General features: G+C 74.2%; 14 protein-coding genes. 6 read left to right on the top strand and 8 right to left on the bottom strand.

What is annotated here, in order from left to right; translation table 11 throughout:
- Positions 1–22 precede the first annotated feature (22 nt).
- The 4 genes from AB0K05_RS17020 to AB0K05_RS17035 all read left to right on the top strand — a co-directional run bounded on the left by AB0K05_RS17020 (position 23) and on the right by AB0K05_RS17035 (position 4507).
- Positions 23–1249, top strand: a complete 1227-nt coding sequence (locus AB0K05_RS17020; protein WP_364229959.1) for a ribonuclease D — start codon at positions 23–25, stop codon at positions 1247–1249.
- A 68-nt stretch (positions 1250–1317) separates the two neighbouring features.
- Positions 1318–2463 (top strand): Gfo/Idh/MocA family oxidoreductase, encoded by a 1146-nt coding sequence (locus AB0K05_RS17025; RefSeq protein WP_364229961.1) that lies wholly within the window; start codon positions 1318–1320, stop codon positions 2461–2463.
- Positions 2460–3623: a dihydrodipicolinate synthase family protein gene (locus AB0K05_RS17030; RefSeq protein WP_364229963.1), complete on the top strand. Its 1164-nt coding sequence runs from the start codon at positions 2460–2462 to the stop codon at positions 3621–3623. The genes AB0K05_RS17025 and AB0K05_RS17030 overlap by 4 nt, the downstream gene beginning before the upstream one ends.
- Positions 3620–4507 (top strand): sugar phosphate isomerase/epimerase, encoded by an 888-nt coding sequence (locus AB0K05_RS17035; RefSeq protein WP_364229965.1) that lies wholly within the window; start codon positions 3620–3622, stop codon positions 4505–4507. Before AB0K05_RS17030 ends, AB0K05_RS17035 begins: the two co-directional genes overlap by 4 nt.
- Here the strand turns inward: AB0K05_RS17035 and AB0K05_RS17040 are convergent.
- The 8 genes from AB0K05_RS17040 to AB0K05_RS17075 form a co-directional block, all read right to left on the bottom strand.
- Positions 4459–7059 (bottom strand): PEP/pyruvate-binding domain-containing protein, encoded by a 2601-nt coding sequence (locus AB0K05_RS17040; RefSeq protein WP_364229967.1) that lies wholly within the window; start codon positions 7057–7059, stop codon positions 4459–4461. The genes AB0K05_RS17035 and AB0K05_RS17040 overlap by 49 nt on opposite strands.
- A gap of 76 nt (positions 7060–7135) precedes the next feature.
- Complete coding sequence (locus tag AB0K05_RS17045; RefSeq protein WP_271277592.1) at positions 7136–8062, bottom strand: alkaline phosphatase family protein; 927 nt, start codon at positions 8060–8062, stop codon at positions 7136–7138.
- 69 nt (positions 8063–8131) lie between these two features.
- Complete coding sequence (locus AB0K05_RS17050) at positions 8132–9760, bottom strand: phospholipase D-like domain-containing protein (RefSeq protein WP_364229969.1); 1629 nt, start codon at positions 9758–9760, stop codon at positions 8132–8134.
- Positions 9761–9927: 167 nt separating this feature from the next.
- Positions 9928–10128 carry a hypothetical protein gene (locus AB0K05_RS17055; protein ID WP_364229971.1) on the bottom strand — a complete coding sequence of 67 codons (201 nt, stop codon included), beginning with the start codon at positions 10126–10128 and terminating at the stop codon, positions 9928–9930.
- 42 nt (positions 10129–10170) lie between these two features.
- Positions 10171–10944 (bottom strand): sugar phosphate isomerase/epimerase family protein, encoded by a 774-nt coding sequence (locus AB0K05_RS17060; RefSeq protein ID WP_364229973.1) that lies wholly within the window; start codon positions 10942–10944, stop codon positions 10171–10173.
- 16 nt (positions 10945–10960) lie between these two features.
- Positions 10961–11953, bottom strand: coding sequence for a LacI family DNA-binding transcriptional regulator (locus tag AB0K05_RS17065; protein WP_148030353.1), 993 nt, complete (start codon positions 11951–11953; stop codon positions 10961–10963).
- 69 nt (positions 11954–12022) lie between these two features.
- On the bottom strand, positions 12023–13174 hold the full coding sequence (locus AB0K05_RS17070; protein WP_364229975.1) for a hypothetical protein: 1152 nt from the start codon (positions 13172–13174) through the stop codon (positions 12023–12025).
- 157 nt (positions 13175–13331) lie between these two features.
- Positions 13332–13898 carry a TetR family transcriptional regulator gene (locus AB0K05_RS17075; RefSeq protein WP_364229977.1) on the bottom strand — a complete coding sequence of 189 codons (567 nt, stop codon included), beginning with the start codon at positions 13896–13898 and terminating at the stop codon, positions 13332–13334.
- A gap of 76 nt (positions 13899–13974) precedes the next feature.
- Here AB0K05_RS17075 and AB0K05_RS17080 point away from each other — a divergent pair, with 76 nt between their 5' ends.
- Positions 13975–14706, top strand: coding sequence for an SDR family oxidoreductase (locus AB0K05_RS17080; RefSeq protein WP_271277587.1), 732 nt, complete (start codon positions 13975–13977; stop codon positions 14704–14706).
- A 156-nt stretch (positions 14707–14862) separates the two neighbouring features.
- Positions 14863–15648: a hypothetical protein gene (locus tag AB0K05_RS17085; protein WP_364229979.1), complete on the top strand. Its 786-nt coding sequence runs from the start codon at positions 14863–14865 to the stop codon at positions 15646–15648.
- The last annotated feature ends 16 nt before the right edge of the window (positions 15649–15664 follow it).

Below are 15664 nucleotides of genomic sequence, written 5' to 3' on the forward strand. Positions count from 1 at the left end.
GTGTCACGAGGGCGGTGACCTCATGACCGAAGAGAGAACCGTCGTCCCGCTCCTGGAGCCGCGCGACGGCATCCCGCCGATCGTGGCCGACGACGCCGCCTACTCCCGCACCGTCGAGGCGTTCGCCTCCGGCTCCGGGCCGGTGGCCGTCGACGCCGAGCGCGCCTCCGGCTACCGCTACGGCAACCGCGCCTACCTCGTGCAGCTGCGCCGCGAGGGCGCCGGCACCGCGCTGATCGACCCGGTCTCCTGCCCCGACCTGTCGGGGCTCGACGCGGCCGTCGCCGAGACGGAGATCGTGCTGCACGCCGCGTCCCAGGATTTGCCGTGCCTGCTGGAGCTGGGCTTCCGGCCGCGCTACATCTTCGACACCGAGCTGGCGGGCCGGCTGCTCGGCTACGAGCGGGTGGGGCTCGGCACGATGGTGGAGACCGTGCTGGGCCTGCGGCTGGAGAAGGGGCATTCGGCCGCCGACTGGTCGACCAGGCCGCTGCCCGAGGCGTGGCTGCGCTACGCCGCGCTCGACGTGGAGGTGCTGGTGGAGCTCCGTGACGCGCTCCACCGCGAGCTGGCGGAGGCCGGCAAGCTGGAGTGGGCGCGCGAGGAGTTCGAGGCGGTGCTCAACACGCCGCCGCCGATGCCGCGGGCCGACCCGTGGCGGCGCACGTCGGGCATCCACAAGGTGCGCAACGTGCGCGCCCTGGCCATCGTGCGCGAGCTGTGGACCATGCGCGACCGGATCGCCAGCGAGAACGACCTGGCCCCCGGCCGGGTGCTGCCCGACGCCGCGATCGTGACGGCCGCGCTGGAGGTCCCCCGCACCAAGAAGGCGCTCACCGAGATCACCGCCTTCACCGGGCGCAGCGCCCGCCGCCACATGAACGACTGGCTGGCCGCCGTGGCCAGGGCGCGCAACCTGCCCGACAGCCAGCTCCCGCAGCCGAGCACGCCCGGCGACGGGCCGCCGCCGGCCAACCGCTGGCCCGACCGCGACCCGGCCGCCGCCAAGCGGCTCGCGGCGGCGCGCGCCGTGGTGGCCGCGCTGGCCGAGGAGCACCGCATGCCCACGGAGAACCTGCTGCAGCCCGACGCGGTGCGCAGGCTCACGTGGGAGCCGCCTGAGGACATCACCGACGAGAGCGTCGCCGCCCGCCTGCGCAAGCTCGGCGCCCGCGAGTGGCAGCTCTCACTCACCGCCCACCCGATCGCGAAGGCGCTGGCCAGGCTGGAGCTCGCGAGCGAGGACTGAGCGGCTCTTGACGCCTCAGGCGGCTCCGCCGTACGGTTCGGGAAAGCGCTTTCCCCGAAAGGATCCCCATGAGCGTGCGCACCATCGGCGTCATCATGAACGGCGTCACCGGACGGATGGGCTACCGGCAGCATCTGGTCCGCTCCGTTTTGGCGATCAACGAACAGGGCGGTGTGACGCTCTCCGACGGCAGCAGGGTCACCCTCAGGCCGGTGCTCGTCGGCAGGAACGCCGACAAGCTCGCCCGGATCGCGGCCGCCCACGGCATCCCCGACCACACCACCGACCTCGACGCCGCGCTGGCCGACGACGGCAACCTGATCTACTTCGACGCCCAGGTCACCTCGGCCCGGGTCAAGGCCGTGCTCAAGGCCATCGACGCGGGCAAGCACATCTACGCCGAGAAGCCCACCGCCGAGTCGGTGCAGGAGGCGGTCGCGCTGGCGGAGGCCGCCGCGGCCAAGGGCGTCAAGAACGGCGTGGTGCAGGACAAGCTGTTCCTGCCGGGTCTGCTGAAGCTCAAGCGCCTGGTCGACGGCGGCTTCTTCGGCCGGATCCTGTCGGTGCGCGGCGAGTTCGGCTACTGGGTGTTCGAGGGCGACTGGCAGGAGGCGCAGCGCCCGTCGTGGAACTACCGGTCGGAGGACGGCGGCGGCATCGTGCTCGACATGTTCCCGCACTGGCACTACGTGATGGAGAACCTCTTCGGCCGGGTCACCTCGGTGTACGCGCACGCCGCCACGCACATCCCCGAGCGGGTGGACGAGCGGGGCGACCGCTACGCGGCCACGGCCGACGACGCCGCCTACGGGATCTTCGAGCTGGAGGGCGGCGTCGTCGCGCAGATCAACTCCTCCTGGACGGTCCGCGTCAACCGGGACGAGCTGGTGGAGTTCCAGGTGGACGGCACCCACGGCAGCGCCGTCGCGGGCCTGCGCGACTGCCGGGCGCAGCATCGCGCCGCCACCCCCAAGCCGGTGTGGAACCCCGACCTGCCGGTGACCGCCCGCTTCCGCGACGACTGGCAGACGGTGCCCGACAACGCCGAGTTCGACAACGGCTTCAAGATCCAGTGGGAGCTGTACGTCCGCCACGTCCTGGAGGACGCGCCGTTCCCGTACGACTTCGCGTCGGGCGCGCGCGGCGTGCAGCTGGCCGAGCTGGGCCTGCGTTCGTCGGCGGAGGGCCGCAGGATCGAGGTGCCGCAGCTGTGAGGATCGACCTGCCCGGCGGCCCGTACACGCTGAGCGAGCCGGTGACCTGGCCGGCCGGCGGCGGCCCCGCCACCAGCCGCGTGGTGTACGCGGCCGCGCACGTGGTGGCCGACCCGCTCGGCGACAACACCCCCGGCGCGCCCGCCGCCGTCGACTGGGAAGCCACGCTGCGCTTCCGCCGCCATCTGTGGTCGTACGGGCTGCGGGTGGCCGACGCGATGGACACCGCGCAGCGCAACATGGGCCTGGACTGGGCCGCCACCCGTGAGCTGATCAGGCGCAGCGCCGCCGAGGCGCGGACGCTCGGCGACCCGGCGGAGCTGGTCGCGTGCGGCGCCGGGACCGATCACGCGCCCGGCGCGGACGACCTGGACGCCATCGTCGCCGCGTACGCCGAACAGGTGGAGACCGTCCAGGAGACCGGCGCCGGAGTGATCATCATGGCGTCGCGGCAGCTCGCCCGGGTGGCGGACGGCCCGAAGGACTACCACCGGGTGTACGGGAAGCTGTTCGGGCTGGCGGACCGGCCGGTGATCCTGCACTGGCTGGGCGAGATGTTCGACCCCCAGCTGGCCGGCTACTGGGGGGCGCGCGACGTCGCGGCGGCCACGGAGTCGTTCCTGGAGCTGGTCCACGCGCACGCCCCGATGGTGGACGGGGTGAAGGTGTCGCTGCTGGACGAGGAGCACGAGGTGCGGCTGCGCGCCGCGCTGCCCGCGGGCGTCAGGCTCTACACCGGCGACGACTTCAACTATCCGTCGCTGATCAGGACGGGCTCGCACGCGCTGCTGGGCATCTTCGACGCGATCGCCCCGGCCGCCGCCGCGGCGCTGCGGGCGCTGGACGCCGCCGAGGCCGCGCCCGCCGGGCCGGACAGGGACCGGCTGCTGGCCTCGTACGAGGAGATCCTGGCGCCGACGGTGCCGTTGTCACGCAAGATCTTCGAGACGCCGACGTTCCATTACAAGACCGGGATCGTGTTCCTGGCGTGGCTGAACGGGCACCAGGACGCGTTCGCGATGGTGAACGGCGCGCAGTCGGCCCGGTCGCTGACGCATCTGGCGGAGGTGTTCCGGCTGGCCGACCGGGCGGGGCTGCTGGCCGACCAGGAGCTCGCGGTGCGCCGGATGCGGGCGCTGCTGGAGGTGAACGGGCTGTGAGCCTGTCGCTGAACCAGTGGACGACACGGCGGTGGTCGCTGCCCGAGGCGGTCGACGGCTGCGCCAGGCACGGGCTGGAGGCCGTCGGCCTGTGGCGGGAGAAGGTGGCCGAGACGGGGCTCGCGCGCAGCGCCAAGCTGGTGCGCGAGGCCGGGCTGCGAGTCTCGTCGCTGTGCCGGGGCGGCTTCCTGACGGCGGGCGGGCTGCCCGGCGAGGAGGGCCGGCGGGCGTTCGCGGAGGCGCTGGAGGACAACCGGCGGGCCGTCGACGAGGCCGCCGAGCTGGGCGCGGCCTGCCTGGTGATGGTGGTCGGCGGGCTGCCGGGGGTGCGGCCGGGCGAGCCGCTGCCGGCCGGGTTCTCGCGCGATGTCGCGGGGGCGCGGGAGCGGGTGGCCGAGGCCCTCGCCTCGCTGGCCCCGTACGCGGGAGAGCGCGGCGTGAAGCTGGCCCTGGAGCCGCTGCACCCGGTCTACTGCCCGGACCGGGCCGTGCTCTCCACGCTCGGGCAGGCGCTCGACCTGGCGCTGCCGTACCCGGAGGAGCAGGTCGGCGTGGTGGTCGACACCTTCCATGTGTGGTGGGACCCGGCGCTCCACGAGCAGATCGCCAGGGCGGGCCGGCGGATCGCCTCCTACCAGGTGTGCGACTACCTGCACCCGCTGCCGGCTGACGTGCTGCTGGGCCGGGGCATGATGGGCGACGGGGTGATCGACTTCCCGCCGATCACCCGGGCGGTGGCCGCCGCCGGATACGCCGGCGACGTCGAGGTGGAGATCTTCAACGCCGACGTCTGGGCGGCGGACCCTGACGAGGTGGTGGCCACGATGAAGGAGCGCTACGCGGGCGTGGTGACCGTGCCGGCAGCGCCGTTCACCGTGACCTGAGCGCCTGACGCGATGCGGTGGGTGGCGTCGGGGACGCCGACGACGGCGGGGATGCCGTACTCCCGCGCCACCACCGCGCCGTGCGACATGGCGCCGCCCATCTCCATGACCAGGCCGCCCGCGGTGAGGAACAGCGGCGTCCAGCCGGGGTCGGTGGACGGGCAGACCAGGATCTCGCCGGGCTCCAGCTGGGCGCCGACCGGGTCGAGCACCACCCGCGCCGTCCCCGTGACGGTGCCCGACGAGGCGGGGGTGCCGGTGATCGCCCCCTCCGGCGCCGCGCCGGCCATCGCCGCCTCGGGCTCGGTGCCGTCCGACAGCATGACCCGCGGCACGTGCCTGCGGCGGCGCTCCCGCTCGTGGACGGCCCGGCGGGCGGCGACGGTCTCCCGCACGGCACCGCCCTTCCCGGCCACCGCCGCCTCCAGCTCGGCGAAGTCCAGGAAGAACACGTCCTGCGCCGAGTCCAGCACGCCCTCGCCCACCAGGTGGCCGCCCACCTCCAGCAGGCTCGCCCGTACGCCCGCGATGGCCTTGACCGCGTAGAACTTGGGCAGCTCGCGGAGCCCGGCGAACTGCCGGGCGCGGCCCAGGGCGAACCGCACGACGGCCGCGCGGAGCCGGCCGCGGCGGCGGGCGGCGGCCACGGCCTCGTCCACCGCCCGCCGGGCCGCCACCTCGCCCCTGGCGAACAGCGCGGCCGGGGCGTGGTCGGCGTCCGCGTCCATGCGCAGGTAGTTGGCCAGCGCGCCGAGGATGTGGCCCGGCTCCTCCGACCAGCGGGGCACGCCGATGTCGATCTCGGCGACGCCGCGGTGCCCGTACAGGCCGAGGAACGCGGTGATCTCGCGCTGGGCGACGGGAGGCAGCGTGCCGGCGCGGTAGCGGCGGACCAGCTCGGCGACCGGCTCGCGCCGGAACACCTCCGGCTCGATGCGCGTGGCGAGCCGCCACAGCTCCAGGTCCATCTCGGTGGTCGGGTTGTTCGGGACGCTGCGCAGCACCTCCTGCATCTCCCCCAGCGGCGTTCCGGACAGCCTGGCGGCCAGCGCGTACAGCCCGTATCCGGTGAGCGCCGTCGGCATGATCGAGACGATCGCGGGAAAGGCGCCGCCGAGCATCCGCTGGGCGTGCCGCAACCGGTCGGCGGGCGTGGCCGTCTCGGGCAGCCGCAGGTGCCCGTCGAGGTCCTCGCCGAGCTTGCGGGTGTACGCGAGCGCGCGTTCCGGGCGGGTGAGCGCCCGCAGCACCTTGGCGGGGACCCGCAGGCGGCGGCCGAAGTGGGCGGCGGCCCGCAGGAGCGGGCGGCGCGAGGTGTGCGTCACCGGCAGCCGGGGGTCGGCGGCCAGCTCGCGCACCAGCGCCACGGTGCGGGCCTCACCAACCTGCATGACCCGGGGCAGGATCACCCGTCCCGCGCGGCTGCGCAGCGGGGTGGTGATGTCGATCCAGAGCCGCTCCCCCGCCGAGACCAGCACCGGCGGCCCCTCGCGCGGGTCGGCGGGCGGGCGCCCGAACGCGCCCGCGGCGCCGGAGGCGAGCAGCTTGATCGTCGCCTGCCCCAGCGGCGTGAGCGGGCCCATGACGCCCTGCGCGACGTTGAACGAGAAGTACACCCGCAGGCCGTCCCGGGGCTCGGGCAGCGGGTACAGGGTGGTGATCGGCCTGGCCTGGGTCAGCCACAGCCCGCCGTCGGCGCCGATGGCCCACTCGGTGTCCTGCGGGGCGCCGTAGTGCTCCTCGACCCTGGCGCCCAGCGCGGCCAGCTCCCGCACCTGGTCGTCGGTGAGGCAGAACCCGTCGCGCGGCGGCGTGTCGAGCCGCTCGGTGCCGCCGCCCGGCAGGGCCCGGACGAGCAGCCGCTTGTCGCCCGCGCGGCGCTCGCGGATCTCGCCGGTGCGGGCGTCGGCGACGAACCGGTCGGGGTTGACCGCGCCCGACACGACGGCCTCGCCGAGACCGGGGGCGGCGTCGATGACCGCCTCGTGCCGCCTGCCGGTCACCGGGTTGGCGGTGAACATCACGCCGGCCACCCGGGCGTCCACCATCTCCTGCACCACGACGGCCAGGCTGACGCCGGCGTGATCGACGCCGTTGGCCTCGCGGTAGGCGACGGCCCTGTCGGTCCAGAGCGAGGCCCAGCAGCGGCGCACCGCGTCGAGCACCGCCTCGGCGCCCGTCACGTTGAGGTAGGTGTCCTGCTGACCGGCGAAGCTGGCGTGCGGCAAATCCTCGGCCGTGGCCGACGACCGCACCGCCACCGCCGCGCCCGCCGGCAGCTTCTCGTACGCGACGGCGACGGCCCGCGCGATGTCCGGCGGGACGGGGGTGGCGAGCAGCCGTTCCCTGGCCTTCTCCGCCAGCCCGTCACCGCCGGCGGCGATCAGCCCGTCCAGGCCCGCCTCGGCGGCGACCCGCCGGTAGGCGTCGGTGGTCACCACCCAGCCCGGCGGCACCGGCAGGCCCGCCCCGATCAGCTCGCCGAGGTTGGCGGCCTTCCCGCCGGCTTCCGCCAGCATCCCGCCGCGCACCTGGGAAAGGTCAAGCACCATCGGGCCTCCCGCCCCTCGTGGTCCCTGAACACGAGTCTTCCCCTAGTGGGCGATAAATTCAACACTTGATGAACAATCAGATCGGCAGCGGCACACCGTCCAGGTCCCACGCCGGGTCCACCGGGATGCCGAGCTGGGCCAGCGCCGTCGGGCCCACGTCCACCGGCCGCGGCCCGGCCAGCGGCACGCCGCCCAGGTCGGCGCCCAGCCGGGCGGCGATGACGAACACCGTCCGCTCCTCGTCCGAGGCGCCGCCGTGGCCGCCCTCGTCGACGTGGCCGTGGTCGGTGGTCACCAGAACCGTCCACCGCTCCCCCGCGTACGAGGGCCGGGCGCGGATCGCGTCGAGGAAGCCGCCCAGGGCGGTGTCCTGGGTCATGAGCGCGGCGGTGTACTCGGGGCAGAACGGCCCCAGCTCGTGCGCCACCTCGTCGGTGTCGCCCAGGTAGACGAACGACAGGTCGGGGCCGGCCTCCGCCAGGTGACGCCCGGCCTCGGCGGTGACCTGCTTGTCGGCGCCGGCGAAGGTGAGCGCGTAACCGTCGAGGACGAGCCGGTGGCCGATGGTCCGGCCGAAGGCGCCGTGCTCGTCGAGGGCCGCCCAGGAGAAGAACGCCGCCGTCGTCAGGTCGGGGCGCGCGGCCTGCGCCCGCGACAAGAAGTCCGGATATTTCGTGAACTGTGCTCCGGCGAACCCGTTGTCCACCACGCCATGCTTGTCCGGCCACACCCCGCTGGCGATCGACGACCAGCCAGGCCCGGAGTCGGTCCGCGCCCTGATCACGCGTTCCCCGGGCGGAGCCGGCTCCGCCGGCGGCTCGGGGACGACCTCGCCGGGCGACTCCGTCCGCGGCGCGTCCTCCTCCCCGTACGGGAGCAGGCTCGTGCCGTACGCGCCCGCGGACATCAGCGACGTCAGGACCGGCGGGCGCAGCGCGCGCAGCCGGTCGAAGCGCAGGCCGTCCATGCCGACGACGAGCACCTTGTTTCTCAGCTGGGACATTCCCCCATCTAAGCGCCCCCGTCTGGATGATTGATTCCAAGGGGTGTGGGATCAGTCATCCAGCAGCGGTCAGAACCGGCCCGACCGCCGAAGCTCGGCCGGCCGCCCGTCCGGGTCCACCGCGAACCGGTAGAGGGGCATGGCCAGCGCCTTCTGCAGCCTCGACAGGGTGGGCTCCGGGTGCGGGCGCAGCCGGCCCGGCGGGCGCGGCCCTTCCTCGCCGCCCCGGTGCCACTCCTCCAGCCGGGACGCGGCCCGCGCGAACGCCGCGAAGGCGGCGGCCGGATCGCACAGCTTGTCCTGCTCGCCGCCGGGTAGGTCCAGGTGCTCGGCCATGAGGGTCAGCCGCAGGTCGCGGGCGAAGCGCAGCGCGCCGTACGGCGGACGCGGGTCCTCCCGCTCGTCCAGCACCGCGCAGCTCAGCTCCGAGTCGTACGTCCACGAGCGCAGGTTGACGTTGTCGGAGCCGACCGTGGCCCACACGTCGTCCACCACGCAGGCCTTGGCGTGCACGTAGATCGGCGTGCCCCGGTGGTTCTCCAGGTCGTAGACGGCGACCCGGTCGCCGCCGGCGGCGCGCAGCCGGGCCAGGGCGTCCGCGCGGCCGATCAGGCTGGCGGGGCCGGCCAGCAGGCCGTCCTGGTCGGGATGGCGCGGCACGACGACGATCATGCGCAGGCCGGGCTCGCGCTCCAGCGCCTCCGCGAACGGCTCGATGACGTCGGTGGACCACAGGTACTGGTCCTCCAGATAGACGATGGAGCGGGCGCGGGCCAGCACCTTGCGGTAGGCGCGGGCGATGCTGCGCTCGCCGTCCGGCGCGAACGGATAGCGGTCGTGCCGCGCCGGATAGGTACGCAATAACTGCACCGCGTGCCGCCCGGCCGGCGGCGGAGGCGGACCCGGCTTCGGCAGCGGCGGGGCGTCGTCCAGCCGGCCGATGTGGTCGCGCAGCCGGCGCAGCGGGTCGCGGGTCTCGGGGGCGGGGTCCTCCCAGCGTTCACAGAAGACCGCCTCCACCTCGGCGACGGCCGGTCCGTGGATGGCGACCTGGACGTCGTGCCAGGGCGGGCAGTGGCCGTACACGGCGGGCATGGGGCAGCTCTGCGGGTCGCCCAGATGGTCCGCGTCGTCGCGGCGGCTGTGGCACAGGTCGATGCCGCCGACGAAGGCGACGTCCCTGGCAGGGTCGCCGTCGTGGCGCAGGATGACGAACTTCTGGTGATGCGCGCCGCCCGGCTTGGTCCGCGTGTCCAGCAGGGCCTGGCCGCCGGAGTCCTCGATCTCCCTGCCGAGGCGGCGGTTCTCGGCCGAGCTGAAACGCAGCAGGTCCATATGGGAGCGCCAGATGAGGCCACGTACGAGGGCGCCGCGCCGCGCGGCCGCGGCCATCGCCTCGCCCACGGTCGGGCCATCGGGGGTCAGGCGCTCGTCGGGGTCGCCGCGCCAGTCGGCGAACAGCAGCAGGTCGTCCTCGCCGAGCCGCTCGACGCAGGCCCGCAGCTCGGCGAAATAGGTCGCTCCGTGGACGAGCGGGCGTACGTCGTTGCCGGTCGTCCACGGGCCGAGCCTGGTCGCCCCGTTGCCGCGTTCCTCCTCGGTCAGGAACCAGTCCTCGATCCGCATCCCGTACCGGTTACCCCGTACGGGGGCGGTGATGTGCGTCTGCGCGGCTGTCTCCTTGTCGTCCCTGGTCAACCCGCGTGAACGTCGACCCGCGCGCACTCCTCGACCAGGCGCTCGACTGCCACCCGCGTCCCGGTACGCCAGCCCTGCTGCCCCTTCAGGCAGGTCGGCGAGCACCTTCGCCGGCTCCCAGGCAGGGCTCGCCGGCCCTCAGCGCGGCTGGGGCGACGTCGCCGGTATCAGCCGCGGACGTCGACGGCTCGTGGCACACACAGGTGCCGCGCGAAGAGGCGGTCGACAGCGCCCGCCGCCGCGATGGGGTTACCCGCTTCGATGGCATCGATGATCTCCTCGTGCATGCCCGCCATCACCTTCCGCCCGATGACTCGAAGGTCATTCGCGTTGGCGTGGATGTCTTGTTCGAGTATCTGGTGCGTCACGTCGGCGAAGAAGGATATCCCACACCCCTTGGAATCAATCGTCTAGACGCCGAACCGCCGCACCCACGCGGCGGCCCCCGGCAGGATCTCCTCCACCGGCGCGACCTGCGGATACCAGGTGCGCTCCCACTCCAGCGACACCCAGCCGCGGTATCCGGCCGCGCGGAGCAGCTCGCCCGCCTCGTCCAGCGGCACGGAACCGGTCCCCATCGGCACCGGGGTGGTGTCGGCGGCCGACACCGCGTCCTTGACCTGGACGTAGGCCAGGCTCGGGCCGAGCGCGGCGAGCGTGGCGGCCGGGGACTCGCCGTGGCGCCACGGGTGGAGCAGGTCCCAGAGCGCGCCGGCCGTCGCGGGGGTGCCGGCCTCGGCCAGCAGGGCGGCCACCGCGGCCCCGGTGGCCATCTTGTCGTGGGTCTCCACCAGCACCCGCACGCCCAGCGCCGCCGCCGTACCGGAGACCGCCTTGAGCCGGCGCGCGCCCAGCGCGGGATCGTCGCCGCGCGGGAACACCCGCACCGCCGGCGCGCCCAGGTCGGCGGCCAGCTCCAGGTCGGCGCGGAGCGCCCCGATCACCGCCTCGTCGTCCGCCGGCTCGCAGACGCCGACGTAGCCGGCGAGCGCGGCGATCTCCAGCCCGGCGTCCTCGACGCGCCGCCGCACCGACAGCCGCTCCGGGCCGCCGAGCCCCGCGTGCACGCCGGTGTCGGGATGCAGCCGCAGCTCCAGCCCCGCGCAGCCGGCCCGCAGGCCGGTCTCGATCGCCTCGTCCAGGCCGGCGCCCGGCATGCCCAGGGTGCTGAAGGCCAGTCGCATCAGGTGGGTTCTCCCGTCACCGCAGGTCTCGGACGCTCTCGCGGAGCACGACCTCGCCGGCCACCCGCTCCACGACCACGCCCTCGTCGGTCGTCAGCGCCAGCTCCAGCGCCCGCGCGCCCATGTCCTTCAGCGGCAGCCGGACCGTCGTCAGCGCGGGCACCTGGTCACGCAGCGTGGCGATGTCGTCGAAACCGGCCACCGACACGTCCTGCGGAACCCGGATGCCGTGCTCCCGGTAGGCGGCGAGCGCGCCCACGGCCATCACGTCGTTGACGGCGAACACGCAGGTCGCGTCGCCGGTGCGCCGGGCCGCCGCGTAACCGCCGTCGCGGTCGAACGGGCCGTGCAGGACGAGCGGCTCCGGCAGCCCCAGCTCCCGCAGGGCCGAGGTGAACCCGGCGCACCGGTCGGCGGCGGTCATGAGGTGGGGCGGCCCGGCGAGCACGGCGAAGCGGGTGTGGCCGAGCCCGGCCAGCGCGCGGGCCAGGGCGGCGGAGCCTTCCCGGTTGGCGGGCGCGACGGTGTTCACGCCCAGCAGGTCCTGGCCGACGCAGGCCACCCGCCCGCCGCTCGCGCGGTAGGCGGCGAGCTCGGCGGCCAAACGGCCGGTGACCTCGGGGTCGGCCATGCGGGACCCGGCCAGCAGCACGGCGCGGACCCGCTGCGCGTGCAGGGTGGACACGTACGCGATCTCCTGCTCGGGGTCGCGGTGGGTGGTGCCGACCATCACCAGCAGGCCCTCACCGGCGGCGGCCCGCATGGCGCCGTCGGCCAGGGCCGCGAAGTACGGGTCGGTCAGGTCATGCACCACGATGCCGATGACGTTGCTCGCGCCGCGGGCGAGCGTCTGGGCGGCGATGTTGGCGCGGTAGCCCAGTTCGTCGGCGGCGCGCTCGACGCGCGCCCGCAGCGTGGCGCCCACCTGGCGGGTGCTGCCGTTGAGCACCCGCGAGGCGGTCGCGAGCGAGACGCCCGCCTGCTTGGCGACGTCTTCCAGCGTGACCAAGAGACCCTCCAGGAAAACGGTTTCCAGTATGCCGGAAAACAAGCGTCCGGAACCGCATCCTTACACGTCTCAGCCCCAGGGGAACAGGATGTCCAGCAGGCCTCGCCTGGTCTCCTCCGGCTGCGGCATGTCGGTGACGGGATCACTGGTCGGCGCGCTCGACTCGGTGTCCTCCGTCCGGTCCGGCTCGGGCCGGGCACTGACCTTGGCCTCGTTCATCTCGTTGACCGGCGCGCGGGTGGCCCTGCTCGACGGCTCCGGGTCCGGCTCGGCGGCACGGGTCCGCGTGCGGGTGGGCTCGGGCTCGGGCTCCGGTTCGGCCGAGGCCGTCCGGGTCGGGCGGACCCTGGTCTGCGTCGTGGGCGCGGTGGTGGGGGTCTCGGAGACCTCGGGCTCGGGAGTGGCCGTATCGGTCGCCTCCTCGATGGGGACGTCCGTCTCCGCCTCCTCGTCGGCGGAGGGCGAGCTGAGGTCGCTGACGGAGGCGCACCGCCCGCCCGCGCAGGGGTCGTCGGAGGAGGTGCTGGTGAGCATCCAGCCGCCGCCCACGCCGAGCACCACCACGGCCGCGGCGGCGGCCAGCAGCAGCCTGGTGCGGCGCCGCACCTCGCCGTCGCCGTTGTCGTAGTCCTTGCCGTAGTCCTTGCCGTGGTCGTCGCCGTCGCCGGAGGAGCCGGTCCAGCCGGAGCCGAGGAACCCGCGCTTGGGCTCCTCCTCGGGCTCCTCGTAGCCCCGGTCGAGGGGCAGGTAACCGGCCCCATCCGGGTCGTCGGCGGGCCTGCGCGGGTCGCTCGGCTCGTCTCCCGCGTACTCGCCGGCCGCGCTCTCGGCGAAGGCGTCGGTGTACACCGGACCCTGGGAGTCGGGGTAGCCGTCGATGTAGGAGGCACCCTGGTCGTCGGTGTAACCGCCGCTCACGGCGTACGGGCCGCTTTCGGCGTACGAGGTGCCCTCGGCGTACTGGGTGCCCTCGGCATACGGGCCGCTCTCGGCGTACGGGGCGTCGAGGTAGGAGGGCTCGTCCTTGGCCGGGTACGGGTCGCCGGCGGGGGTGTCGTCCGGGGGCAGGATGTACGTCTCGTTGCCCGAGACCTGGATGGCGGGCTGCTCGTCGGTGTCATCCGTGCTCCAGCGCGGAGACAGGACATCGCCGGTCAGGTCCGGGTTCACCGGCCTGCCCTGCCCGTCGTCGTATGGCCTGTCGTTGTCGTCGCGCGCCACGCTGAACCTCTTCTAGTGCGAATACGGAGTGCAACCTTTCATAACAGATTTAACCAACATCTGTCCGGATATTTCACTCGTTTCCCGAAGACTACTCACAGTCACATCGGCCCCTGCCGTGACTCGACGTCCCACCATCGGAGACGCCGGAGGGCCTTCAGCGGATCCCGGCGAGGAGGGCGTCGAGCGCGGACCTGACCCGCTCGGGCGTCACACCCTCGCGCAGCCGGTGCGCCAGCAGCGGCGCGGCGAACGGCGCCAGCAGCGCGTCGGCCAGCGGGGCGGCGTCGGCGCCGGGCGCCGCCTGCGCGACCAGCATCGCCAGGTGGGCGTGGTGGGCCTGGTAGGCGCCGCCGAAGCGGGCCAGCGGCGCGGCCGTCTCGGCCATCAGCAGCAGGTCGAGCTGCTCGACCGTACGCTCCAGCAGGGCGTGCAGGAACGCGCGGATACGCTCGCGCGGCTCCGCCCCCGGCCCGAGCGGCGGCGGCCCTCCGACGAAGGCCGCCTGGAACTCGCGCTCCCGCTCGTCGATGAGCGCGTAGGCGAGCCCGGAGCGGTCGCCGAAGCGGCGGTAGAGCGTGCCGACGCCGACCCCTGCCGCGGCGGCGACCTCCGCCATCGCCAGGCCCTCCACCCCCTGCTCGGCGACGATGCCGGCGGCGGCGGCGAGGATCTTCGCCCGGTTGCGGGCGGCGTCGCTGCGCTCGCTTCTCACGGCGTCCATCCTTCCACCCGAGACAAACGGAATAGATTCCGGTTACTATCTCAAGCGGAATCCATTCCGCTTCATTGGAGGAATCATGGGACGCAAGGTCGCGCTGGTCACCGGAGGCAGCAGGGGGATCGGCGCCGCCATCGCCCGCCGGCTCGCCGCCGACGGGTTCGACGTGGCGATCACGTACGCCGCCGAGGCCGGCCGGGCGGCGGCCGTGGCCGCGGAGGCCGAGGCGCTGGGGCGGCGTGCCCTGGCGATCAGGGCCAGGGCCGAGGACGCGGGCGAGGTGGTGGCGGCGGTCGAGCGCACGGTGGCCACCCTGGGCCGGCTCGACGTGGTGGTCGGCAACGCCGGCATCGCCCCGTACGGGCCACTGGAGGATGTCACGCTTGAGGAGGTGGACCGTGTGCTCGCGGTGCACGCCCGCGCGTCGTTCGTGCTGGCCCAGGCCGCGGCGCGGCACCTGCCTGACGGCGGGCGGATCATCATGATCGGCAGCAGCCTGGCCGAGCGCGTCCCGTACCCGGACTGGACGCTGTACGCGATGAGCAAGTCCGCGCTCGTCGGCCTCACCAAAGGGCTGGCCCGCGACCTCGGCTCCCGCGGCATCACGGCCAACCTGGTCCATCCCGGCTCCACCGACACCGAGATGAACCCGGCCGACGGGCCGAGCGCCGACGAGGAACGCTCGTACACCGCACTGGGCCGCTACTGCTCACCGGAGGACATCGCCGCGACCGTGGCCCACCTGGCCGGCAAGGGCGGCCGCAACATCACCGGCGCCGCCATCCCCGTGGACGCCGGCGTCACAACCTGACGACACCCCCAACGTTCCCAACTCACACAGACGGCCGGTCACGACCCGACGGGACCACCGACGATTCCGCCTCGCTTGGGCGCGGATTCGGGAGTCGGGTGGATCGGTGACTCCAGCTTGCCGAAACCGGGACGTCACGGAGCGTTGTCCCGCATCATGACCACCATGCTCACGAGCGAGATCGCGCCCCCTCCCGGCGCCGTGGCCGTGGCGGCGCTGCGGGCGCGGGTCCGGGACGCGCGGCGCCGCGCCCGTGTGGCGCTGGCCGCCGCACTCCTGTTCCCGGCCGCCACGCAGGTGCTCGCCGAGCGGGCGGACGGCGCGTGGGCGGCGCCGCTCGCCCTGCTCTCGCTGGCGTGCTTCGCCGGCGCGCTGGCCGCCCTGGCCGTCACGCAGGTGGTGTGGGGGTCGCGGGCGCGCGCCGCCCGGCGCCGGGAGCGGGAGCTGTACGCGGTGCCGCCACCCCCACCGCTGCTGCCGGTGGGCAGGCTGGTCATGGCGTGCGGGTGGGCGGTGGTGCTGCTGCTCGGCGGCACGCTGCCGGGCCTGTTCGGGGAGTCCGCGCTCGCCGCCGTCCTGGAGAGCGCGATGACGGCGCTCGGCTGGGCCGGGGCGGGAGCGGCGGTCTGCTTCGCCGCCTGGTGGGCCCGTGACCTGGCAGCGCGCGTCGGCCACCCGGGCACACCTCCCAGCGACCCCTGGGACCCCGCCCGGCTCGCCGGGAACACCGCCGGACCTCAGGCCCCCACGAGCGGGAGGGCGCCCAGGCATCGAGCGGGTCCCCGCCTCGGGCGCGTGCGGGCGGTGACACGGAGAGCAGGGGTGATGGTGGCTGTGACCGGGGTGCTGGGGGTAAGGGGGAGGGTGTGGGACCTCGATCCGGTGGTGATCTGCGCCCTGGTCGCCGCGGGGGTCGCGTGCGCGGTAGTTACTGATGAGTAGCATAAGGGCGGAAGCT

Origin of the sequence: Nonomuraea sp. NPDC049486 (assembly GCF_040676925.1) — a bacterium.
GTDB classification, from domain to species: domain Bacteria; phylum Actinomycetota; class Actinomycetes; order Streptosporangiales; family Streptosporangiaceae; genus Nonomuraea; species Nonomuraea ferruginea.